This is a genomic window from Streptomyces violens (genome assembly GCF_000717745.1).
Taxonomy (GTDB): domain Bacteria; phylum Actinomycetota; class Actinomycetes; order Streptomycetales; family Streptomycetaceae; genus Streptomyces; species Streptomyces violens.
Genome location: NZ_JOBH01000008.1, coordinates 230785 through 253635 on the forward strand (window position 1 = coordinate 230785; position 22851 = coordinate 253635).

Below are 22851 nucleotides of genomic sequence, written 5' to 3' on the forward strand. Positions count from 1 at the left end.
CTTGCCGCCTCCGTGGTTCAGACGACTCCGGCCGACCCGGCGCCGCGCAGGCCCAAGGCGGATACCGCCGCTCCCAGCAGCACCATGACCACCGGGACGACGAGCGCGGTGCGGTAGGCGTCCAGTACCGCGTCCGGGGAGCCGTCGGAGCGGGCCGCGGCGATCCCGTACACCGCGGTCACCGCGGAGACCCCGACCGCCGAGCCGAACTGGGTGCACGTGTACAGCAGCCCGCCGGCCAGGCCCTGCTCCTCCTTGGCCACGCTGTCGGTCGCCGCGATGGTGAGCGGACCGTAGGCGAAGGCGAAGGCGATGCCCGCGATGATCAGGCTCGGGAACATCGCCGCGTACGACCAGTCCATCCCGACCGGCAGGAAGAGCCCGTAGGCCACGATCGCCAGCAGAAAGCCGCCGAAGATCACCTGGCTGTTGCCGTAGCGGTTCACCAGGCGCGGGGTGAGGGTGGGCGCCAGCACGGCGTCGCAGCCCATGGCGATCAGCGCGAACGCGGTCTGCAGGGAGGACCAGCCGCGCAGCTCCTGCAGGTAGAGCGTGATGATGAACTGGAAGCCGAAGAACGCGCCCAGGAACAGCAGCGCGGCGAGATCCGCCCGCACCATCGCGGCCCGGCGGAAGATCCCCAGCCGGACGAGCGGTGCTTTGGCGCGCCGTTCGATCGCGATGAACGCCGCCACCAGTGCCGGCCCGGCGGCGAGCGCACCGAGGGTCAGCACGAGCCCTTCACCGCCGTGTTCGAGCCGGACGATGCCGTAGGCGAGCAGCAGCATCGCGGCGGCGGCACTGACCGCGCCGGCCAGGTCGTAGCCGCGCCGTGCGGGCTCCGGGCGTGCCTCGGCCGGCACCAGCCTGAGCGCCGCGATCAGGAGGGCGCCGGCCAGGATCACCGGGGCGAAGAACACCCAGCGCCAGCCGAGTTCTGTCAGCAACCCGCCGAGGACGAGGCCCAGCGAAAAGCCGCCGGCGCCGACGCCGGCGAAAACCAGCAGGGCCTTGTCGCGCTGTGGCCCCTCCGGATACGAGGTCGTGATGATCGACATGGCGGCGGGGGTCATGAAGGCCGCCGCCACGCCGGTGACGAACCGGGCCGCGACCAGCATCCAGCCGTCGCTCGCGAAGCCGCCCAGCATGGAGAAGACCAGGAATACGCCCAGCCAGGTGAGGAACATCCGCCGCCTGCCCAGCAGATCGGCGGCGCGGCCGCCGAGCAGGGTGAAACCGGCGTAGCCGAGCACGTAACCGCTCATCACCCACGCCGCGGTGCCGGTGGTCAGGCCGAGGTCGGCACGGATCGTGGGGACGGCAACAGCCAGCATGGCGACGTCGCTGCCCTCAAGAAAGATTGTTCCGCACAGGACGAGCAGCAGGGCCCAGCCTCGTCCGCTCTTGCGGGCCGCGGGAATGGTGGCAATCGCCATGACCGCGACCGTACCGAGCAGCCGACAACCTGGGCCACACCTTTTCGCGGGCCTGGCCGCGTGCCATGCGACTGGCTCCGGCCCACTACGGTGCAGCGACCGGAGTGTTCTGAGCAGCGCGTATGCGCCAATCACCCGCGCCGTTCCGCATCAACGTCATCGTCAGAATGCCCTCCATGGGGTCCCTTTCACTCACCACGATCCGGCCATCGGCGGTCGTGGATCGTTGCCGCGTGTGGGCAACAGCGACGTCGGGTGTCAGGAACACAATGCTCTCGACGAGGTACCGGACAGTGACCTTCTCCAAAGGACCGCCTTCGGAGAAGACGGATGACTGGGCCTGGTACAGACGCTCGGCGCCGAACACGAGGGTGCCGCTGAAGTTGACGAAGACCGTGTCGGGCGAGAAGAGAGCATTCATCGCCTCGGCATCGTTCTGGTTGAACGCTGCTTCGTAGCGCGTCACGACCTGCACAATCTCTTCCTGTTTCTTGGTGACTTCAGCAGAACGCCGGTCAACCGTCATAAGACCCCCTCCTGAGGCGCAGTCAATTCGACTTGGAGTCTCACACCTAAAGCAGGCTTGAGGTCAAGCCTGCGAGGCGCAAGCTCTCAAGCGGCGCCCGCCGCATGGGCCCCCGCTCTGCGGCCGGAGAAGACCGCGTCCGCGAGGGACAGGCCGCTGACGTACGAGTTCGAGCAGACGCCGACCGCGCTGCGGCCCGCCGCGTACAACCCTTCTACGGTGGTGCCGTCCTCGCGGAGGACCAGCCCCGTGTCGTCGTGCACCCGCAGACCGCCGAGCGTGATCATCGGGCAGGGGTAGAACATCGAGCTGTCGAGCGAGCAGTCGAAGACGTAGTACGGGCCGGAGACGAGTGGCTGGAGGTACGCGGCGGGTTTGCCGAGGGGGTCCGTGCGAGCTTGGCGTGCCGTCTCGTTGTAGTCGGTCAGCGTCCGTTCCAGGCCCTGCGGATCGATCCCGGCCCTGGTCGCGATCGCGGCCGGCGATGCGCCCTTCGTATGGCCGCGGGTGAACAGGTAGGCCATCTGGGCCTTTTGGAAGAGGACCGTCTGGGTGCGCAGTTCCTGGCGGGCCCGGTGCAGGATCGCCCGGTCGACCACCAGATACGCGTGCCCGTCGTGCCGGCGCACCATGTGGTCGCCGATCGTGGCTCCGTACAGCAGCTCGTTGCAGATGCGCCGCCCCGCGCGGTCGAACGAAGCCGCCAGCACTGAGCACCACCCCGCGACGGGCTCGCACCGTGCGCCGCTGGGCGCGTGACTCGAGCCGTTCGACCGCCCGGTTGAGGGGACCGGTGGCTGCGGAGAAGTAGTTGTTGCCCTTGCCGAGGGCCGTCGACAACGCACGGTGCGCGCGGGCGGCGGCCCCGGTCAGGACCCGGTACTCCACGCCGACGCCCCGTCCGCCCTCGGTGAGCAGCCGCTCGGCGCGGGCCCGGGGCACCAGCCGTACGCCCCGCGCGCGGGCCGCCGCGGCCAGGTGTCCGTACAGCACCCGGCCCGACGCCAGCCCCTTGGCCTTGGTGCGGTGGCCGCGCGGGGCCGGTGGCGCGGCTTCGCTGTAGGGCGGGAACTGCTCGTTGCCGGAGTAATAGAGGAGGTGGTCGTCGGTCGGGTAGGAGGTCTTGAACGGGCAGAGGCTGCCTTGGAAGACCGCGCCCATGCCCTCCAGCCAGGCGAGGTTGGCCGCGTTGTCCGCGCAGAAGCGGCGCAGCACCGCGTCGGAGACGACCCCGGCGGTCTCGGCCTTGAGGTAAGCGTGCATGGCTTCGGGAGTGTCCTCCGCGCCTGCCTCCCGCTGCTGCGGGGTGCCTCCGCCGGCATAGACGGCGCCACCGCTCAGCGAGGTGGCGCCGACGCCGGTGAACCGGTCGAGGGCAATCACGTCGGCGCCGGCGTCCGCGGCCTCGATAGCCGCGGACGCACCGGCCCCGCCGAAGCCCACGACGACGTCGGCTTCCAGGTCCCCTCGCGACAGGTCCCCCTGCATCAAAGGCGCTCGATGATCGTCACATTGGCCTGGCCGCCGCCCTCGCACATGGTTTGGAGGCCGAAGCGGCCGCCGGTGCGCTCCAGTTCGTGGAGGAGGGTGGTCATGAGTTTGGTGCCGGTGGCGCCGAGGGGGTGGCCGAGGGCGATGGCGCCGCCGTTGGCGTTGACCTTTTCCGGGTCCGCGCCGGTCTCCTTCAGCCAGGCCAGTACGACCGGTGCGAACGCCTCGTTGATCTCGACCAGGTCGATGTCGTCGATGGTCATGCCGGTCTTCTTCAGGGCGTGTGCGGTGGCCGGGATCGGCGCGGAGAGCATGCGGATGGGGTCTTCACCGCGTACGGAGAGGTGGTGGATACGGGCGCGCGGCGTGAGGCCGTGCTCGCGTACGGCGCGCTCGGAGGCGAGCAGCATCGCCGAGGCGCCGTCGGAGACCTGGGAGGAGACCGCGGCGGTCAGCCGACCGCCCTCGACCACGGGTTTCAGCGCCGCCATTTTCGCCGGCGAGGTGTCCCGACGGGGTCCCTCGTCGGCGGTGACGTCCCCGTACGGTACGAGCTCGCGGTCGAAGCGGCCCTCGTCGGCGGCGCGGAGGGCACGCTGGTGGGAGCGGAGCGCGAACTCCTCCATCGCTTCGCGGGTGATGCCCCACTTCTCGGCGATCAGCTCGGCGCCGTGGAACTGGTTGACGGGCGCGTCGCCGTAGCGGGCCCGCCAGCCCTCGCTGCCCGCGTACGGGCCTTCGGTGAGCCCGAGCGGTTCGGCGGCCCGGCGGCTGGCGAAGGCGATCGGGATCATCGACATGTTCTGCGTACCGGCCGCCACGACCAGGTCCTGAGTGCCGGAGAGCACCCCCTGCGCGGCGAAGTGGACGGCCTGCTGCGAGGAGCCGCACTGCCGGTCGACGGTGACGCCGGGGACCTCTTCGGGCAGGCCGGCCGCCAGCCAGCTCGTACGGGCGATGTCACCGGCCTGCGGCCCGACCGTGTCCAGGCAGCCCATCACCACGTCCTCGACCGCGGCCGGATCGACGCCGGTGCGCCGCATCAGGGCCGCCAGTACATGGGCCCCGAGGTCGGCCGGATGGACGGCGGCGAGGCCGCCGTTCCGGCGTCCCACGGGGGTGCGTATCGCGTCGACGATGTATGCCTCGGCCATGACGGCTGCTCCTCGGTCGGTTCACATGGGCGCGTATCGGTCAGGTGCGTACGGCTACGCCGTCCAGGACCATCGAGAGGTACTGGCGGGCGATCTCCTCCGGGCTGTGCTGTCCGCCCGGGCGGTACCAGCTCACCGCGACCCAGACGGTGTCGCGGATGAAGCGGTAGGTGAGCCGGATGTCCAGGTCGGCGCGGAACACGCCGTCGGCCACCCCGCGCTCCAGCGTGCCCAGCCACGCTGCCTCGAACTTCGTCTGCGAGTCGGCCAGGTAGCCGAAGCGCGGCTGGGTGGCGAGGGTCCGGGCCTCCTTCTGGTAGATGGCGACGGCGGCGCGGTGCCGGTCGATCTCTCGGAAGGACTCCGTGACCAGGGCCTCGATGGTCTCCCGGGGGCCGAGCCCGGCGGCCAGCACGGTGTCGTAGCCGGTCCACAGCTCGTCCAGGAAGGTGGCGAGGATCTCGTCCAGCATCGACTCCTTGGAGTCGAAGTGGTAGTAGAGGCTGCCGGCCAGCATCCCGGCGGCGTCCGCGATCTTGCGTACGGTGGTGGCGTTGTAGCCCTGCGCGGCGAACACCTCGGCCGCGGTGTCCAGCAGCTCGCGGCGGCGCTCGGGGGACGGGCTCACGTTCGGTTTCTTCTTGGCGGTTGGCACGGTCCCATTGTCGCCCGGCCGCTCACGCACGCTGGCTGCTGACCGGTACGACCTCGCCCGTCATGTACGACGAGTAGGGGCTGGCCAGGAAGACGATCACGTTGGCGACCTCCCAGGGCTCGGCGTACCGTCCGAACGCCTCGCGCGCGGTCAGCTCCTGCAGCAGTTCGTCGGTGGTGACCTTGGCGAGGTGCGGGTGCATGGCCAGGCTCGGCGCCACGGCGTTGACGCGCACGCCGTACTCGGCCGCCTCGACCGCCGCGCAGCGGGTCAGCGCCATCACACCGGCCTTGGCGGCGGCGTAGTGCGCCTGGCCGCGCTGGGCGCGCCAGCCGATGACGGAGGCGTTGTTGACGATGACGCCTTCCTGGCCGGTGGCCTTCATCCGTCGGAGGGCGGCGCGGGTGCAGCGAAAGGTGCCGTTGAGTGTGACGTCGAGGACCCGGTCCCACTGCGCGTCGGTCATGTCGACCAGGTCGGCGGTGCCGCCGAGTCCGGCGTTGTTCACGACGATGTCGAGCCGGCCGTGGCGTTCCTCGGCCAGGTCGAGGAGGGCGGTGACCTGTGCCTCGTCGGTGACATCGCAGGGCAGCGCCGCGACGTTGTCGGTGCCGAACTCCGCGGCGAGCGCCTCCTCGGATTCCTTGAGGCGGCGGGCGTGCGCGTCGGAGAGGACGATGCGCGCGCCTTCTTCCAGGAGCCGGCGCGCTGTGGCGCCGCCGATGCCCGCGCCCGCGGCGGCGGTGACGACGGCGGTGCGGCCGGCGAGCAGGGAGTGCCCGGGTACGTACGGGGGCGGCGGGGTCACGCGCGTACCTCCTTCGGCAGGCCGAGCACGCGCTCGGCGATGACGTTCCGCTGGATCTCGTTGGAGCCGGCGTAGATCGTGTCGGAGCGGGAGAAGAGGAACAGCCGCTGCCAGTCGGTGAGGTCGTACGGCTCGCCGGCGGCCAGCATCCCGTCGGCGCCGCAGACGTCCATGGCGAGTTCGCCCAGCTCGCGGTGCCAGGTGGCCCAGAAGATCTTCCCGATGGACGCCTCGGGGCCCGGCGCACCGGCCGCAACGCCGTCGAGCATCCGCAGCGCGTTGCAGCGGATGGTCTCCAGGCCGGTCCAGGCGCGGGCGATCCGGTCACGGATCAGTGGGTCGTTGGCGGCGCCGTTGGCCTTGGCCAGTTCGATGACGGCCATCAGCTCGCGGCGGAAGCCGACCTGCTGGCCGAGGGTGGACACGCCGCGCTCGAACCCGAGGGTGGCCATGGCGATGCGCCAGCCGTCCCCGGGAGTACCAACGATGTTCCCGGCATCCGTACGCGCCCCGTCGAAGAACACCTCGTTGAATTCGGAGGTGCCGGTGAGCTGGGTGATCGGGCGGATCTCGACGCCGGGTTGATCGAGCGGCACGAGCAGGTACGAGAGTCCCGCGTGCCGTACGGAACCCGGCTCCGTACGGGCGACGACGAAGCACCAGTCGGACTCGTGGGCGAGGGACGTCCAGATCTTCTGCCCGGTGACCACCCAGCAGCCTTCCTCCAGCTGCGCCCTTGTCCGTACGTTCGCCAGGTCGGAGCCGGCGTCCGGCTCGCTGTAGCCCTGGCACCACAGCTCCTCGACCGAGACGATCTTCGGGAGGAAGCGGTCCCGCTGTGCGGGCGTGCCGAAGGCGATGAGGGTGGGGCCGAGGAGCTGCTCGCCGATGTGGCCGACGCGGGCCGGCGCTTCGGCGAGCGCGTACTCCTCGTGGAAGGCGACCTGCTGGGCGAGGGTCGCGCCCCGGCCGCCGTACTCCTCCGGCCAGCCGATGCAGGTCCAGCCCTCGGCCGCCATGTGCCGCTCCCAGGCGAGGCGTTCGGCGAATGCCTCGTGCTCCCTGCCGGGCCCGCCGCGGCCGCGCAGACCCGCGAACTCTCCGGTGAGGTGGGCCCGCAGCCAGGCGCGGGCCTCGGTGCGGAACTCCTCGACGCTGCTCATGGCCGTACGTTAACCTACCAAACACTTGTTAGGGAAGCTTGGTTTCCCGGAGGAGGAGTCGCAGATGCCCGCTGTGCCCGACGACGAGCCCGTACGTTACGAGCGGCAGGGACCGGTCGCGACCGTCACCATGAACCGGCCCGACTACCGCAACGCCCAGAATTCCGCGCTGACTTACGCCCTGGACCGCGCCTTCTATCGCGCGGCCGACGACGACGAGGTCAAGGTCGTGGTCCTCGCGGGCGCAGGCAAGCACTTCTCCGCCGGACACGACATCGGCACCCCCGAGCGCGACGCCCACCTCCCCTTCGACCGCAAGGCCGGACTGTGGTGGGACCACAGCGACAAGGCGGGCGCGGAGAGCCGGTTCGCCCGCGAGTCCGAGGTGTATCTCGGGATGTGCCGCCGGTGGCGCGAGCTGCCCAAGCCGGTGATCGCGAGCGTGCAGGGCGCCTGCGTGGCGGGCGGTCTGATGCTCGCCTGGATCTGCGACCTGATCGTGGCCTCCGAGGACGCCTTCTTCGCCGACCCCGTCGTCCGCATGGGCATCCCCGGTGTCGAGTATTTCGCCCACCCGTGGGTCATGCCGCCCCGCATCGCCAAGGAGTTCCTGTACACCGGCGACCGGATGACCGCACAGCGCGCGCACGAGATCGGCATGATCAACCGGGTCGTACCGCGCGATGAACTGTCCGGCGCCACAAGGGAGTTGGCGCACCGCGTCGCCGAGATGCCGCGCATGGGACTCGCCCTCACCAAACGCGCCGTGAACCAGGCCGAGGACCTGCAGGGCCTGCACACCGGCCTGGACTCCGTCTTCGGCCTGCACCACCTCGCCCACGCGCACAACGCCGAGACGGCGCGCGACTCGCTCGGCGGCATGGACATCCGGGGCATGAAGGAGGCGTCCTCCTGATGGACCTGGACCTCTCCCCCGCCGACGAGGCGTTCCGGGCCGAGGCCCGCGCCTGGCTCGCCGCGCATGTGCCCCGCACCCCGCTGCCCTCCCTGGAGACGGCGGAAGGGTTCGCGGCCCACCGGGAATGGGAGCACGAACTGGCCGCCGGGCGCTGGTCGGTGGTCTCCTGGCCCGAGGAGTACGGCGGCCGCGGCGCCTCACTCCTCCAGTGGCTGCTCTTCGAGGAGGAGTACTACGCGGCCGGGGCGCCCGGCCGCGTCAGCCAGAACGGCATCAACCTGCTCGCCCCGACCCTCTTCGAGCACGGCACACCCGAGCAACTGGCGCGTGTACTACCGGACATGGCGAGCGGCCGGACGATCTGGGCCCAGGCGTGGTCCGAGCCGGAGGCGGGCTCCGACCTGGCGTCGCTGCGGTCGACGGCGGTACGGGCAGACGGTGGCTGGCTGCTCAGCGGCCAGAAGACCTGGTCCTCCCGGGCCGCCTTCGCCGACCGGGCCTTCGGGCTCTTCCGCAGCGACCCGTCCGGCGCCGCCGAGGGCAAACCGCATCGGGGACTGACGTATCTGATGTTTCCGCTGGACGCGGACGGGGTGACCGTACGGCCCATCGGGCGGCTCGACGGCAAGCCCGCCTTCGCCGAGATCTTCCTCGACGAGGTGTTCGTGCCGGACGCGGACGTGATCGGGGAGCCGGGGCAGGGCTGGCGGGTGGCGATGAGCACGGCGGGCAACGAACGCGGGCTGACACTGCGCAGCCCGGGCCGCTTCCTCGCGGCGGCCGACCGGCTCGTCGCACTGTGGCGCGAGCGCGCCGACCCGGCCGACACCGCACTGCGCGACCGGGTGGCCGACGCGGTCATCGGCGCCCGCGCGTACCAGCTCTTCACGTACGGAAACGCGTCCCGAATCGCTGCCGGGGGTACCCTCGGCGCGGAGTCCAGCCTGAACAAGGTCTTCTGGTCCGAGTACGACATCGCACTGCACGAGACGGCGCTCGACCTGCTGGGGCCGGAAGGTGAGCTGGCGGACACGGCCGGGGACGCGCCCGCGTACGGGAGCTGGGCCGAGGGGTACACCTTCTCCCTCGCCGGCCCGGTCTACGCCGGTACCAACGAAATCCAACGCGACATCATCGCCGAGCGGCTGCTCGGTCTGCCGAAAGGACGCCGGTGATGCGGTTCCTCCCCGACGACGCACAGCGGGAGTTCGCCCGCTCCCTGGACGCGCTGCTCACGGCGGCCGACACGCCCGCGGTGAGCCGGGCCTGGGCGGCCGGCGACACCGGCCCCGGCCGCCGGCTGTGGAGCCGCCTCGCCGACCTGGGCGTCTTCGCCCTCGCCGTACCGGAGGCGTACGAGGGAGTGGGCCCGCTGTCGGTCGAACTTGCCGTTGCCTTCCCGGAGTTGGGGCGTCACGCGGTGCCCGGCCCGGTGGTGGAGACGGTGGCGGTGGCAGCCTTCCTGGACCGGCTGGGCGATGAGGCAGCGGCCACGGAATGGCTCCCCGGCATCGCCTCGGGCAAGACCCTCGCGTCCTTCTGCGTGGTCACCGACGGGAGCCCGTACGCGCTGGACGCGGCGGCCGCCGACGCGGTCCTCGTCGTCGACGGGGACACCGTACGGCTGGCGGAATCGACGGGTCCCGTACAGCCCTCGGCCGACCCGGCGCGCCGCCTGGCCCGGCCGCTCGGCGGGACGGTACTGGCGCAGGGCCCACGGGTGACCGCTGCCGCCGCGCACGCCGCCGATGTCGCGGCGCTGGCCACGGCGGCGCAGGCGCTCGGACTGGGTCGCGCGCTGCTGGCACACACCGTGGAACACGTCCGGCAGCGAACCCAGTTCGGGGTGGCCATCGGCTCCTTCCAGGCGGTCAAGCACCGGCTGGCCGACACCCTCATCGGCCTCGAATTCGCGCAGCCGCTGGTGCACGCGGCGGCGCTGGGCCTGGCCGCGGGTGATCCGGCGAACGTGCCGACGGACGTGCCGGCGGCGAAGGCAGCCGCCTGCGAGGCCGCGTACGCAGCCGCACGCACCGCCCTCCAACTGCACGGCGCCCTCGGGTACACCGACGAGCTCGATCTCTCCCTCTGGATACGCAAGGCCCGCGCACTGCGGTCGGCGTGGGGCACCCCGGCGGACTGCCGCGCCCGCGTCATGGAAGGGGCCGGGGCATGCGGGAGCTGACGCCGACGGCGGAGCAGGAGGAGCTGCGGTCCGCCGTACGGGCGGTACTCACGCGGCACGAGGGCGCGGCCGCCTGGCGCCCGCTGACGGAGCAGATCGGCGTCGCGGGGCTGGCGGTCCCCGAGGAGTACGGCGGCGCGGGCTGCGGCCCCCGTGAAGTACACGTCGTCATGGAGGAGTTGGGGCGCGCGCTGAGCCCCGTACCGTTTCTCGGCTCTGCCGTACTCACGGTGCAGGCGCTGCTGGCGTCGGGCGATGTGGCAGCGTGCAAGGCACTGCTGCCACGGCTGGCGGAGGGGCAGGCCGTCGGGACACTGGCGTGGGCCGAACGCGGATCCTGGGACCCGGCGGCGATCCGCACAACGGCCACTCCGGAACCGGCCGGGACGTGGCGACTGACCGGCGCCAAGGAGTACGTACTCGACGGGGCAACGGCCGAGGTACTGCTCGTGGCGGCCCGCACCGGAGCCGGGGTGTCGCTCTTCCAGGTAGCGGTGAACGGGTCTGGCGTCCGCCGCCAGGCGTCGGTGACGATGGATCAGACGCGGGCCATGGCACAGCTGGTGCTCGACGGCGCCGAGGCCCGGCTGATCGGCACGGACGGCGCCGGCGACCGGGCCCTTGGACAGGTACTGGACCTGGCCTGTACGGCACTGGCCGCCGAACAGGTCGGCGCGGCCGAGCGCTGCCTCGAACTCACCGTCGCGTACGCCAAGGACCGCGTCCAGTTCGACCGCCCCATCGGCTCCTTCCAGGCGGTCAAGCATCGACTGGCGGACGCGTACGTGGTGGTGGAGTCGGCCCGGTCGGCGGCGTTGGGCGCGGCATTCGCGGCGGCGTCCGGCGGGCCGGAGGCGGCCCGTGCCGCGGCGGTCGCCAAGTCGGTCTGCTCGGAGGCCTTCTCGGCAGTGGCGGGCGAGATGATCCAGCTCCACGGCGGCATCGGCATCACCTGGGAACACGACGCGCATCGGTACTTCAAGCGGGCACACAGCACGTCCCAGCTCTTCGGCGCACCGTCGTGGCACCGCTCACGACTTGCAACGGACCTGGGCCTGCCGGCCGCCGACGGCTGACGGCCACGGGACGGGGCGCCGAAGGCTGCCATACTCGGATCATGAATACGCCACCCTCGCCACCTGGAGCAGAGCGCACTGACGGTGCATCAGTCCGGATCGGCGCTCTCGTTCCGCTGACTCGGCCGGGCTGGGTCGAGGCAGGCCGGCACTTGCTCGCCGGCCTCGAACTGGCCGTTCGCGAGGCCAATGACGCCGGCGGAGTCGGCGGAAAAACGCTGGAGTTGGTGGTCCGGGACACCGCGGCCGATCCCCAGAAGGCCGCGGCGGCCATGGAGGAGTTGGCTCACCTGGGCGTGGCCGCCGTGGCGGGCGAGTATCACAGCGTCGTCGCCCGCGCCGCCGCCACCAAGGCCGACGCCCTCGGCCTGCCGTTCCTGTGCTCGTCAGCGGTGCTCGACGCGCTCACCGAACAGCCAACGGACCAGGTCGCGCGCCTCGCCCCGCCGCAGTCCCGCGGCTGGCAGCTCTACGCGGACTTCCTCCTCGGCGCGGGCCACAGCCGCATCGCCGTAGCAGCCCAGCCGAGCATCTACTGGGCATCCGGAACCCGCATTCTGCGGGAGTACCTCGCGCCACGCGGCGGCACCGTCATCGAGCTCAACATGAGCACGCTCACCCCAACTGCCGTGTGCGACGCCCTCGTCGACAGTCGTGCGACAGCCCTCCTTCTTCTGGTCGGCACCCCGGACCCAGCAGTACCGATCGTCAAGGCCGTCCGCCGCGACCCGCGCCTCGCCGACATCACGATGGGTGCGCCGGCCGGGCAGCCGGAGTTCGCCGAATGGGCGACGCTGCTGGGCGACGACGGCGCCGCGATCCCGTTCCTGCGCTACCTGCCCGAGCGCCTCACCGCACTGGGTGCACGCGTCGAGTCGGCCCTCCACGAGCGGCTGGCCGCAGCGCCCTCCTTCGTCGCCTTCGAGGGCTACGACACCATCGCCGTCCTCGCCGAGGTACTGCGCTCGCACGGTACGGACCGGGCGCGCACGGCCCAAGCCTGGCCGCACGTGGCCGTCGAAGGCACCCGCGGGAAGATCCAGTTCTCCCGCACGCCGGGCATCAGCGTGTGGCAATGGGCCGGGACACCGATCCAAGTCGTCGACCGGGACCCGGCGAAACCCGATCGCTTCCGCATCCGCCACACCGACTGAGTCGCTCGACGGCAGTACGAAGCATGCGAGAGGTCTTGCCCAGGTTGCGCAGATCGAAGTAGACCCGGGTGAGGAACTCGCGCAGCGAGGAACGCACCGTCTCCACGCTCGCCTCGCCCGGCGCCCGCTCCGCGGCTTCGGTGGCGGCGTCCAGCAGCGCGTTGACCCGCCAGCCGTACAGGCCGCGTACCTGCTCGACCTCGACCACCGGCACGACCTGTCTGAACTGGCCGCCGGAGACGTTGTCCCCCAGCGTGCGGCGCCACAGCCCGCTCATGCCCCTGGCCGCCGCCAATGGGCCGGTCACATCTTCCTCTGCATGCACAGCAGAGAACATGGGCCCATAGGAAGTCGCGTGCAGCCGGATGGGTGTTCGTTCATTCGCGCCAGATCGGCAACAGGCCAAGGCCGCTGGTGGCGATTTGTGACCCATGGCGGTCATGGGTGGAGCCAGAGCACCGCTCTAGTCCCCGTCCGGCCGGCCGCTCTCCTGCCGTTCCTCCAACTCCGCCAGTTCCGCCAGCATTTCGGCGGCCCGTTCGCGTTCCGCCGCGTAATAGCGTTCCGCCCATTTGAGGGTGAGTTCTGTGTAGGCCCAGGCGGGTTCGGTGGCGGCGCCTTCGGCGTCCGCTGCCGCTCGTCGACGCATGGTTTCGGCGTAGTCCTGGTGCGTGGCGAGCACGTCGCGCATCCGGGCCGGGCCCATCAGATGGCCGAGCCACAGGCGCAGCATGACGCCGTGTTTGAGGACCGGCGGCTCGACCGGTGCCTCCCGCGTCCAGGTGCGGACGGCGGCCGTTCCCGCCTCGGTGATCCGGTACACACGCTTGCCGCGGCCGCCGGTCTCCGGTGTGACCATCCGGGAGGTGGCGTAACCGGCCTTCTCCAGCCGCTTGAGCTCACCGTAGATCTGGCTGAACGACGGGCTCCAGTAGAAGAAGCCCAGCGACCAGTCCGCCCATTTCTTCAGGTCGTAACCGGACAGCTCCGTACCGAAGGAGAGCAGCCCGAGCACCGCCCAGCCGGTCGCCGGCAGGTCCGCGCCGCTCGTATCGTCACCGCTCGCGTCGTCACCGCTCGCGTCGTCACCGCTCGTATCGTCTTCCGCCACCACCGCAGTCTAGGGAGTCGACGTGGCGCTTCTCCCACTGGACGGGACTTCGCCGTAGCCACCGCGGCGGTGGACCGGTGTGATGGCCGCGGGACACGGCAGCGGAGCAGGAGGGCGTGATCGTGATCAGTATGGACAGCCGGGAGAGGGGCGAGGCGGGCGCGCAACGCCCCGTCACCGTCGCGCAGTTGGCGGATTCCGCGGCGGCCGCGTACGGGGAGGCGGAGGCGCTGGCCGACGGCGAGGTGCGGTGGAGCTTCGTGCGGTTGCGGGACGAGGTGCACGCGGCGGCGCGGGCCGCCGTCGCGCACGGCGTGGCGCCCGGCGACCGGGTGGCCATCTGGGCCCCGAACAGCCGGCAGTGGATCGCGGCGGCGCTCGGTGCGGTATCGGTCGGCGCCGTCCTGGTACCGGTGAACACCCGTTACACGGCCGCCGAGGCCGCCGACATCATCCGGCGCAGCGGCGCCCGGCTGCTGTTCACCGAGCGCGGTTTCCTCGGCAAGGACTACGTGGCGATGCTGCACGATTCGGGTACGGACCTGGGCGGGCTGCGCGGCACGGTGGTACTGCGCGACCAGGTGGCGGATCCGACCGCATCGCACCCGTACGGAGCGGTCTCCTGGGAGGACTACCTGGTGGCGGGCGCCGCGGTTCCCGATGCCGAGCGGGCCGCCCGTACCGCTGCCGTACGCCCCGACGACCTCTCCGACATCCTCTACACCTCCGGCACCACGGGCCGTCCCAAGGGCGTGATGGTCACGCACGGGCAGACCATCCGCGTCTTCGAGAACTGGTCCCGCGCGGTCACGCTGCGCCCCGGCGACCGCTATCTCCTGGTCAACCCCTTCTTCCACACCATGGGGTACAAGGCGGGGGTGCTCGGCTGTCTGCTGCGCGGGGTGACGATGCTGCCCGAGCCGGTCTTCGACACCGGGCTGATGCTGCGTCGGATGGCCGAGGAGCGGGTGAGCGTGCTGCTCGGGCCGCCGACCGTCTTCCACAGCCTCATCCGCCACCCCGGGCGCGAGCAGCACGACCTGTCGGCGCTGCGGCTGGCCGGTACCGGCGCCGCCATGATCCCCACCGCGCTGATCGAGGAGATCCGCCGGGAGCTCGGCGCGACGGATGTCTTCACCGCGTACGGGCTCAGCGAGTCGACCGGGGTGGTCTCCATCTGCCCCGCCGACGCGGACGCCGCGACGGTCGCCCGTACCGTCGGCGTCGCGCTGCCCGGCACCGAGCTGCGGGTCGTCGGCCCGGACGGGCGCGAGCTGCCGCCCGGCCGGCCCGGCGAAGTGGTCACGCGCGGCTATCACGTCATGGCCGGCTACCTGGACGACCCGGAGGCCACCGCGCGCGCCATCGACGCGGACGGCTGGCTGCACACCGGTGACGTCGGCGTACTGGACGAGCGCGGCTATCTGTCCCTCACCGACCGGCTCAAGGACATGTACGTCGTCGGCGGCTTCAACGCGTACCCGGCGGAGGTGGAGCACGCGCTCGGCGCGCACCCCGGCATCGCCGAGGTCGCCGTCGTCGGGGCGCCGGACGAGCGGCTCGGCGAGGTCGGCGTCGCCTTCGTCGTCCCCGACCCCGCGCAGCAGCCGCCCACCCCGGACGGGCTCACCGCCTGGGCCCGGGAGCGGCTCGCCAACTTCAAGGTGCCGCGCCGTTTCCACCTCGTACCGGACCTGCCGCGCAACGCGAGCGGCAAGATCCTCAAGACGGAGCTGCGCCGTGCTGCCCGCAACGGTGGCCTGCGGGGCGAGGCCCCTGCCGGCTGACGCACCGCCGCTCACCTGCGGCATCGGTCCTATACTCACGCCCGTGACCGACTCGACCGCGCCCTTCGACCCCGCTGAACTGCCGCCCACCAGCCGGGCGGTGCTCGGGCTGCTCTCCTTCGGGGAGGAGCTGTCCGGGTACGACCTGAAGAAATGGGCCGATTCGAGCCTGCAGTACTTCTACTGGAGCCCGTCGGCCAGCCAGGTCTACGGCGAGCTCAAGCGGCTGGAGAAGCACGGTTACGTCACCTCGCGGACGGTCGTCCAGGACGACGGCGTGCGCGGCAAGCGGATGTACAGCATCACGCCGAGCGGCAAGGAGGCCGCGGCGCGGTGGGTCAGCGAGGCGCCGGTCGAGCCGCCGGTCCTCAAGCACGGCGTCATGCTGCGGCTGTGGCTCGGCCATCTGACGGAGCCCGACGAGCTGCGCGCCATCCTCGAACAGCACCGCACGTACGCGGAGAAGATGACCCGCCGGGCCCGCGCCACGGCCGAGGGCTCGGCCAAGGAGCCCTCCTGGGCGTACACCGAGCTCGTCCTGCGCTGGTCGGAGAAGTACTACGCGGCGGAGCGGGAGTTCGCCGAGTCGGCGCTGCGGGACCTGGACGAGGTGGCCGCGAAGGTGCGCGCCGCGGAACAGAAACACGACTGAGCACCCGCCCGGGCCTACCGGGGAACGGCGAAGCGGGCCCGCCACAGGTCGCGGAGCAACGCGATCTCGGCCATGTGGTGGATCAGTTCGAGGTTGGCCCCCGCCAGCACGCTGATGAAGGGGTCGTCGGGGTCGGAGCCGTGCGGGTACTGCGAGAAGCCGACCGTGTCGAGCTGCTCCTCGGTGACGGTGGCGATGCTGTTGCGCAAGCGGTCGACCGACGCCCAGAACCGCTTGAGTGCCACGTCGGCGGAGGGGGTGAAGTCGACCAGCAGCTTCGGATCCTGCCGCCGTTCGCCGAAGGTCCACTCCCAGCGGCCCGCGAACTCGAAGTGCAGGTGCGCCAGCCGCCATGCGATGGTCGTGACCGGCGTCTCGTCGGGCTCCGGCTCGCCGGTGTGCGCGAGGACCTCGCGGACCCGCTCGACGCTCACGCTCCAGTCCTCGGCGATCTTGTCGACGGTCATGCCGTCGGCGGCCTGCCGGGCGACCTCGGCGTACTCGCTCGCCGGGATGTCCGGAGCACCGCGGTCCAGCACCCACTCGCCGGGCCCGAACGCCCTGGGCGTCACCGCCTCACCGCGGCGCCGGATCGACCAGCAACCGGGCACCGGCTCCCAGAGGTACTCCTCGTCGCTGAGCCCCGCCAGCCGCACCTGGGCCGTCTCCCTGGCCTTGTCGAACTGGTCGAGCAGTACGCCCAATCGGTCGGTCCGCTGACCCTCGATCTCCATACCCGGCTCCCCCTCGCGGTCGCGTGTCTCGCATCTCGCATCTCACTGCGCTCGGGCGGAAGTTAACGGCTCACCTCATGTGGCGCCACCGATTAAGCGACGCACCTCAAGCCGGGGTCGACAAAGGTCAATAGTTCTAATAGAAATAGTTCAGGTCGGCGGAGACGTGACGTGACGACGAGGTGAGGCCCAACATGCCGTTGGATCCCGTGGCGAAGACCATCATCGAGCTGACCGAGGCACACTTCCCGCGACTGGGCACCGAGGTCCTCGACGCGGCCGAGGCGCGCCGGATCCTCGCGGCGCAGCGGCCCCGCGCGGCGGCCCCGGTGCCGGTGGCGCGGGTCGAGGACCGGCGGGTGCCGGGGCCCGACGGCGCCCCCGAGGTGCCGGTACGGCTGTACTGGCCGCGGGAGGGCGCCGAGGACGGGCTGCCCGTGGTGGTGTTCTGCCACGGCGGCGGCTTCGTGATCTGCGATCTGGACTCGCACGACGGCATCTGCCGGGACCTGGCCAACGCGACGGGCGCGCTCGTCGTCTCCGTCGACTACCGGCGGGCGCCGGAACACCGGTTCCCCGCCGCCGCCGAGGACGCCTACGCGGTCCTGCGCTGGGCCGCCGCGCACGCGGCCGAGGAGGGCGGCGATCCGGCCCGCATCGCGGTGGCGGGCGACAGCGCCGGCGGCAACCTCGCCGCGGTACTCCCCCTGATGGCCCGCGACCGCGGCGGCCCGATGCCGGTCTTCCAACTGCTGATCTACCCGATGCTCGACCCCGCCCGGAACACCCCCTCCTACCGGGAGAACGCCCGCGGTTACTTCGTCACGGCCGACCATCTGCGCTGGTACTGGCAGCAGTACCTCGGCACGGACGGCGACGGCTACGGACTCTCCTCCGCGGACGTCCATCCCTACGCCTCACCGCTCACCGCGGCCGACCTCTCCGGGCTCCCGCCGGCCCACATCCTGACCGCGGAGTACGACCCGCTGCGCGACGAGGGCGAGGCATACGGCCACCGGCTGCGGGAGGCCGGCGTCACGGTGGACGTCCGGCGCTACGACGGGGTCTTCCACGGCTTCTTCGGAATGCCGGGCCAACTGCCCGCAGCCGCCAAAGCAAACGAGGCAGCACACGCCGCACTCCGCACCGCGCTGAACCGCTAGAGCGCTGAGGACCACACGCCCATCCACTGCTCGGCGCCCCACGCCTCGTACCGTTGCACTTCGGTGAACCCCAGCTTCGCCGCGAGGCGCATCGAGCGGTCGTTGGCGGTCTGGGTGCAGAGCACTACCGGCTCGCCCGGAAGCGCGTCCGCGAACCAGTCGAGTACCGCCGCGCACGCCTCGGCGGCGTACCCGCGTCCCCATGCCTCTGGCAGGAGCAGGTAGCCGAGTTCGGCTTCCCCGGCATCCGGACGGACATGACTCCGATGCTCCGCGTTACGCCGGTTGAGCTCGATGGTGCCGATCATCGCTCCGTCGAGCTCGATCACGAAAAGGCCGGGGCGCCGCCCGGGCACCTCAGGCACCGCGCGTTCGAGCTCGTCACGCGGTCGAGGGCCACCGAGGTAGGTGCCCACCTCCGGCGAGGCGGACAGCTCGATGAATGCCGCACGGTCCCGGGCCTCGGACTCACGGAGCACGAGCCGCTCGGTGCTTATCGGGGCAGGTGGCCAGGCGACGGGTCCGAGCTCGGTCATGGCGGGCAACCTATCGCACGCCCGTGAGAGTGGATCCGAGAGAGAAGTTCTAGCCCCCTGAAGGGGCCTGTGCCCGCAGTGCCGTCAGCAGCAGGTCAAGAGCGTGTTCCACCGCCGGGCCCGCCATCGTCGGGAGGTGGTCCCGGACCGCGTGCAGGTGCGGGAAGTCGTCGGCGGGGAGGTGTGCGTACGCCTCGCTCCATGCCTGTTCGTCGCCGGCCCGCTGGTCGGCGGGGAGGCGCAGCACCGCGGCGTCCAGGGCCGCGTGGCCGAGGACGGTGTCGACGAAGGCGTGGTAGTGGCGCACGGCGGTGGCGTCGTCGAAGCCGGCCCGGCGCAGCAGGCCGATGCCGGTCTCCACGGCGCGCTGTTCGTGGGGGCGGCGGGTGACACGGTAGGAGCTGAGTACGGTGACGCGCGGGTGGCGCAGCGCCGCGCGGTAGGCGCGCAGCCCGAAGTCCCGCAGCGCCGCGGCCCAGTCGTCGTGGTCCTCGGGCCGGAAGCCGTCGAGCGCCTCGCCGATGAGGCGGTCGCCCAGCGCGAGCAGCAGGTCCTCGGCGCCGCGGTAGTAGCGGTAGACCGCACTGGGGTCGGCGCCGAGCGCGGTGCCGAGCCGGCGGATGGTGAGGGCCTCGGCGCCGTGCTCGTCGAGGAGTTCCAGCGCCACATCGAGGATCAGCTCCGCCGACAGGACCACGCCGCTCTTGGTGGGGCGGCGTCGCCTGCGTTCCGCGGGGACGCGGTCGGGTGGTGCCACGGTCGGTCGGCCCTTCGTCGTCGGTTCCGGTGATGCCGGGGTGCGGGGCCAGTCAATCACCATCTTACGTCAACACCATTGACATAGAACCGATGGCGGCGGTTTCATCGGCGCACGCGTCGCCGGTCCGCCACGGCGCCCCTCCCCCTCCCGCCCCTGGAGCGTGCCCCATGCCCCCTGCCGTGCCGCCCGCTCCGCCGGGCCCCCGTATGCGCCGTTCGCTCGGCGTCAAGGACGGCGTGGCCATCGCCGCCTCCAGCACCGCGGCGACCACCAGCATCGGCATCGGAATGGGCACCCTCGCGGTGTACGCGGGCCGCCGGACGCCCGCCCTGCTGATACTGGCGTTCCTGCCGATCCTCGGCATCGCCCTCGCGTACTCCCGGCTCAACCGCTCCGAGCCCAACTGCGGCAACGGCTACACCTGGGTGGGCCGCTCCATCGGCCCCTGGCCGGGCTTCCTCACCGGCTGGGTGGTGCTGGTCGGCAACGTCGTCTTCATGGCGTACACCGGAGCGGTCACCGGCTCGGTGATCCTGCAGTTCCTCAACAAGCTGGGCGCGTATGCGGTGTTCGGCATCGCGCTGGACCCCAACTCCACGGCGACCAGTACCGTCATCGGCCTCGTCGCGCTGGTGGCCGTGACCGTCACCGCGGTCACCGGCGTCCGCTCCGCGACCCGCCTCCAGCTCTGGCTGCTGATCTTCGAGTACGCCGTGCTGCTCGCCTTCTGCGCCTGGGGCCTGGCCGTCGGTGACCAGCCGTTCTCCTTCTCCTGGCTCAACCCCTTCGAGATGGGCTCGACGACCTCACTCGTCCAGGGTTTGATCCTCGCGGTCTTCATCTACTGGGGATGGGACGCGGCGTTCACCGTGAACGAGGAGACCAAGAGCGCCGGGGACGCCGCGCGCGGCGGGCTCATCGCGCTCACGGTCATGCTGGCGCTGTTCGTCTTCGCCGCCGTCTCCTTCCAGCGCGTGATGAGCAACGGGGAACTGGTGCACAACGGCCCGCAGGCGCTCACCTTCCTCGGCGCGCACCTCGCCCCCGAGCCGTGGGCGTCCCTGCCGCTGGCCGCCCTGATGTGCTCCGCCTTCGCGTCCCTGCAGGCCGCCGTCATCCCCACGGCCCGCGCCACGCTCGCCATGGGCCGCGACCGCACCCTCGGCAGCGCCTGGACGAAGGTCAGCTCCCGCTTCGGCACGCCCGCCGTGGGTACGGTCGTCATCATGGCCATCGCCGCGGCCGTCGCCGTACTGGCCCTCGGCATTCCCAAGCTCAACGAGATGATCCTCGCCGCGGTCAACTCGATCGGCCTGGTCGTCTCCCTCTACTACGGCCTGACCGCCCTGGCCTGCGCGCTGCGCTTCCGCGCCGACCTGCGCGCCGGGGCCCGCGCCGCGCTCACCGGCGTGGTGATCCCCGCGCTCAGCGGGCTGGTCCTCTTCGGGCTCGGCGGCTACCTCGCGGTCCATTACGCGACCATGAGCGACCACTTCGAGGCGCGGCCGGACAACGGCTGGTTCATGCTGCTCGTTCCCGTCCTGATCGTGGCATCCGGTCTGGTGGCCGCGGCACGCGCCAAGTGGGGGCGGCGCTCGCCGTACTTCATTACGGGGCGCGGCACGGACGCCGAGGCGATCGCCCTCCCGATGGACCGCGGTGACGAGCCGGCCGCGCCACCGTCCGAACCCGCCCGCTGAGCCCCCCACCGTGTACAACGCACCATCCCACCGACCCAGGAGCCCGGACATGTCCCCTTCGGAACACCCCGCCGACCTCGTCTTCACCGGCGGCCCCGTCCACACCGTGGACCCGGCCCGCAGCCGCGCCACCGCCCTCGCCGTGCGCGGCGAACGCATCGTCGCCGTCGGGCACGACGAGGTGCACGAGCTGATCGGTCCGCGTACCGAAGTCGTCGACCTGCACGGCCGGCTGCTCGTGCCCGGCTTCCAGGACGCGCATGTGCACCCGGTGGGCGGCGGCGTGGAGCTGGGGCAGTGCGACCTGAGCGGAGCGGTCACGGCCGAGGAGTACCGCCGCCGTATCCGCGCGTACGCCGACGCCCACCCGGACGCGGAGTGGATCACCGGTGGCGGCTGGTCCATGGAGGCGTTCCCCGGCGGCACGCCCACCCGCCAGTTCCTCGACGCGCTCGTGCCCGACCGCCCGGTGTACCTCGTCAACCGCGATCACCACGGCGGCTGGGCCAACACCCGCGCCCTCGAACTCGCCGGCCTCGACGCCCGTACGCCCGACCCCGCCGACGGCCGGCTGGAGCGGGAGACGGACGGGCACCCCACGGGGATGCTTCAGGAAGGCGCCATGATGCTGGTCGCCGCCGCCGTCCCGGCGCCGACCCTCGCCACGCTCACCGAAGGACTGCTGCGCGCCCAGGCGCTCCTCCACTCGTACGGCATCACCGCCTGGCAGGACGCACTGCTCGGCAACCACGCCGGGATGGCCGACCCCTCCCCCGCCTACGCCGCCGCCGTCGGCTCCGGAAAGCTGACCGCCCGGGTCACCGGCTCACTGTGGTGGGACCGGGCCCGCGGCACCGAACAGCTCCCCGAACTCCTCAGCAAGCGCGAGGAGTTGACCGCCGGGCGACTGCGCGCCACCACCGTGAAGATCATGCAGGACGGCATCGCCGAGAACCACACGGCCGCCCTTCTCCACCCCTACCTCACCGCCTGCGGCTGCACCTCCGACAACAGTGGCATCTCCTTCATCGAGCCCGAGGCGCTGCGCCACTACGTCACCGAGCTGGACGCACACGGCTTCCAGGTCCACTTCCACGCGCTCGGCGACCGGGCCGTCCGCGAGTCCCTGGACGCGGTCGAGGCGGCGCGCAAAGCCAACGGCTGGACCGACCACCGCCCGCACCTCGCCCACCTCCAGATCGTCCACCCCGACGACGTCCCCCGCTTCCGCCGGCTCGGCGCCACCGCCAACATCCAGGCACTCTGGGCCGTGCACGAGCCGCAGATGGACGACCTCACGATCCCCTTCCTCGGCGCCGAACGGACCACCCACCAGTACCCCTTCGGCGACCTGCTCCGCTCCGGCGCCACGCTCGCCGCGGGCAGCGACTGGCCCGTCAGCAGCCCCGACCCGATGGCCGCGCTGCACACCGCGGTGCACCGCCGCCTGCCGGATGCCCCGTCCGACTCCCCCGCCTTCCTCCCCGAACAGCGCCTCGACCTCGGCGCGGCCCTCGCGGCGTACACCGCCGGCAGCGCGTATGTGAACCACCTCGACGACACCGGCACCCTGCGTCCCGGCAACCTGGCCGACCTGGCCGTCCTCGACCGCGACCCCTTCGAGGACCCGTCCGGCGACATCGCGGCGACCCGGGTCCTGCAGACATACGTCGGCGGCGTCCGCGTGTACGCAGCCGACGACGCGTAAGCAATCCCGAGCGCCCGAGCCCGCCTCGCCTCCCGGCCACGCCCTGCCACTAGTTGAGAACTTTTGTTGTTTTCATTGACACATATAAACAGGACTCGACAGACTCAGCGCGTTCAGCTGCCTCGTCACCCTC

Annotated in this window: 22 protein-coding genes and 1 pseudogene; 10 read left to right on the plus strand and 13 right to left on the minus strand. The window is 71.5% G+C overall.

What is annotated here, in order from left to right; translation table 11 throughout:
- Nucleotides 1–17: 17 nt before the first annotated feature.
- The 8 genes and pseudogenes from IF04_RS0117225 to IF04_RS0117255 all read right to left on the minus strand — a co-directional run bounded on the left by IF04_RS0117225 (nt 18) and on the right by IF04_RS0117255 (nt 7233).
- Complete coding sequence (locus IF04_RS0117225; RefSeq protein WP_030257679.1) at nt 18–1436, minus strand: MFS transporter; 1419 nt, start codon at nt 1434–1436, stop codon at nt 18–20.
- Nucleotides 1437–1521: 85 nt separating this feature from the next.
- On the minus strand, nt 1522–1962 hold the full coding sequence (locus tag IF04_RS0117230; RefSeq protein WP_051831318.1) for a YybH family protein: 441 nt from the start codon (nt 1960–1962) through the stop codon (nt 1522–1524).
- A gap of 86 nt (nt 1963–2048) precedes the next feature.
- Nucleotides 2049–2672, minus strand: coding sequence for an FAD-binding protein (locus tag IF04_RS39830; protein ID WP_051831319.1), 624 nt, complete (start codon nt 2670–2672; stop codon nt 2049–2051).
- Nucleotides 2673–2697: 25 nt separating this feature from the next.
- Nucleotides 2698–3450, minus strand: a pseudogene (locus IF04_RS40270) (FAD-dependent oxidoreductase); the annotation flags it as partial.
- On the minus strand, nt 3450–4607 hold the full coding sequence (locus tag IF04_RS0117240) for an acetyl-CoA C-acetyltransferase (RefSeq protein ID WP_030257686.1): 1158 nt from the start codon (nt 4605–4607) through the stop codon (nt 3450–3452). The gene IF04_RS0117240 and the pseudogene IF04_RS40270, both read right to left, overlap by 1 nt.
- Nucleotides 4608–4647: 40 nt before the next feature.
- Nucleotides 4648–5262 carry a TetR/AcrR family transcriptional regulator gene (locus tag IF04_RS0117245; RefSeq protein WP_030257689.1) on the minus strand — a complete coding sequence of 205 codons (615 nt, stop codon included), beginning with the start codon at nt 5260–5262 and terminating at the stop codon, nt 4648–4650.
- Nucleotides 5263–5284: 22 nt separating this feature from the next.
- Nucleotides 5285–6070: an SDR family oxidoreductase gene (locus tag IF04_RS0117250; RefSeq protein WP_030257692.1), complete on the minus strand. Its 786-nt coding sequence runs from the start codon at nt 6068–6070 to the stop codon at nt 5285–5287.
- Complete coding sequence (locus tag IF04_RS0117255; RefSeq protein ID WP_030257695.1) at nt 6067–7233, minus strand: acyl-CoA dehydrogenase family protein; 1167 nt, start codon at nt 7231–7233, stop codon at nt 6067–6069. The genes IF04_RS0117250 and IF04_RS0117255 overlap by 4 nt, the downstream gene beginning before the upstream one ends.
- A 64-nt stretch (nt 7234–7297) precedes the next feature.
- Here IF04_RS0117255 and IF04_RS0117260 point away from each other — a divergent pair, with 64 nt between their 5' ends.
- Genes IF04_RS0117260 through IF04_RS0117280 form a run of 5 tightly spaced genes read left to right on the plus strand, consistent with a single transcriptional unit; the run spans nt 7298 to nt 12567 of the window.
- Nucleotides 7298–8149, plus strand: coding sequence for an enoyl-CoA hydratase (locus IF04_RS0117260; RefSeq protein ID WP_030257697.1), 852 nt, complete (start codon nt 7298–7300; stop codon nt 8147–8149).
- Nucleotides 8149–9327: an acyl-CoA dehydrogenase family protein gene (locus tag IF04_RS0117265; RefSeq protein WP_030257699.1), complete on the plus strand. Its 1179-nt coding sequence runs from the start codon at nt 8149–8151 to the stop codon at nt 9325–9327. The genes IF04_RS0117260 and IF04_RS0117265 overlap by 1 nt, the downstream gene beginning before the upstream one ends.
- Nucleotides 9327–10337, plus strand: coding sequence for an acyl-CoA dehydrogenase family protein (locus IF04_RS0117270; RefSeq protein ID WP_030257701.1), 1011 nt, complete (start codon nt 9327–9329; stop codon nt 10335–10337). The genes IF04_RS0117265 and IF04_RS0117270 overlap by 1 nt, the downstream gene beginning before the upstream one ends.
- A complete protein-coding gene (locus IF04_RS0117275) occupies nt 10334–11413 on the plus strand; it encodes an acyl-CoA dehydrogenase family protein (protein WP_030257704.1) in 1080 nt (359 codons plus the stop codon). The genes IF04_RS0117270 and IF04_RS0117275 overlap by 4 nt, the downstream gene beginning before the upstream one ends.
- Before the next feature lie 41 nt (nt 11414–11454).
- Nucleotides 11455–12567, plus strand: coding sequence for an ABC transporter substrate-binding protein (locus tag IF04_RS0117280; protein ID WP_030257707.1), 1113 nt, complete (start codon nt 11455–11457; stop codon nt 12565–12567).
- Here the strand turns inward: IF04_RS0117280 and IF04_RS38755 are convergent.
- Entirely contained in the window at nt 12476–12904 is a 429-nt protein-coding gene (locus IF04_RS38755) for a hypothetical protein (RefSeq protein WP_157847668.1), read from the minus strand. The genes IF04_RS0117280 and IF04_RS38755 overlap by 92 nt on opposite strands.
- Nucleotides 12905–13030: 126 nt before the next feature.
- Nucleotides 13031–13603 (minus strand): PadR family transcriptional regulator, encoded by a 573-nt coding sequence (locus IF04_RS0117285; protein ID WP_030257709.1) that lies wholly within the window; start codon nt 13601–13603, stop codon nt 13031–13033.
- A gap of 206 nt (nt 13604–13809) precedes the next feature.
- Between IF04_RS0117285 and IF04_RS0117290 the strand changes: the two genes are divergently transcribed.
- The gene (locus IF04_RS0117290) at nt 13810–15465 is read left to right on the plus strand and encodes a FadD3 family acyl-CoA ligase (protein ID WP_063829490.1); all 1656 of its coding nucleotides are present in this window, start codon (nt 13810–13812) and stop codon (nt 15463–15465) included.
- A 43-nt stretch (nt 15466–15508) separates the two neighbouring features.
- A complete protein-coding gene (locus IF04_RS0117295) occupies nt 15509–16117 on the plus strand; it encodes a helix-turn-helix transcriptional regulator (RefSeq protein WP_030257714.1) in 609 nt (202 codons plus the stop codon).
- Nucleotides 16118–16131: 14 nt separating this feature from the next.
- On the opposite strand, the gene IF04_RS0117300 is transcribed toward IF04_RS0117295, so the two are convergent.
- Entirely contained in the window at nt 16132–16851 is a 720-nt protein-coding gene (locus tag IF04_RS0117300) for a DinB family protein (protein WP_030257716.1), read from the minus strand.
- Nucleotides 16852–17045: 194 nt separating this feature from the next.
- On the opposite strand from IF04_RS0117300, the gene IF04_RS0117305 reads away from it, so the two are divergent.
- On the plus strand, nt 17046–18014 hold the full coding sequence (locus IF04_RS0117305; protein ID WP_051831320.1) for an alpha/beta hydrolase: 969 nt from the start codon (nt 17046–17048) through the stop codon (nt 18012–18014).
- On the opposite strand, the gene IF04_RS0117310 is transcribed toward IF04_RS0117305, so the two are convergent.
- Complete coding sequence (locus tag IF04_RS0117310; RefSeq protein ID WP_030257721.1) at nt 18011–18550, minus strand: GNAT family N-acetyltransferase; 540 nt, start codon at nt 18548–18550, stop codon at nt 18011–18013. The two genes, IF04_RS0117305 and IF04_RS0117310, sit on opposite strands and share 4 nt — an antisense overlap.
- 49 nt (nt 18551–18599) lie before the next feature.
- Complete coding sequence (locus tag IF04_RS0117315; RefSeq protein ID WP_030257726.1) at nt 18600–19307, minus strand: TetR/AcrR family transcriptional regulator; 708 nt, start codon at nt 19305–19307, stop codon at nt 18600–18602.
- Between the two features lie 170 nt (nt 19308–19477).
- On the opposite strand from IF04_RS0117315, the gene IF04_RS0117320 reads away from it, so the two are divergent.
- Both IF04_RS0117320 and IF04_RS0117325 read left to right on the plus strand, forming a co-directional pair.
- A complete protein-coding gene (locus IF04_RS0117320; RefSeq protein ID WP_030257729.1) occupies nt 19478–21010 on the plus strand; it encodes an APC family permease in 1533 nt (510 codons plus the stop codon).
- A 49-nt stretch (nt 21011–21059) separates the two neighbouring features.
- Nucleotides 21060–22718 carry an amidohydrolase gene (locus IF04_RS0117325; protein ID WP_030257732.1) on the plus strand — a complete coding sequence of 553 codons (1659 nt, stop codon included), beginning with the start codon at nt 21060–21062 and terminating at the stop codon, nt 22716–22718.
- Nucleotides 22719–22851: the final 133 nt, after the last annotated feature.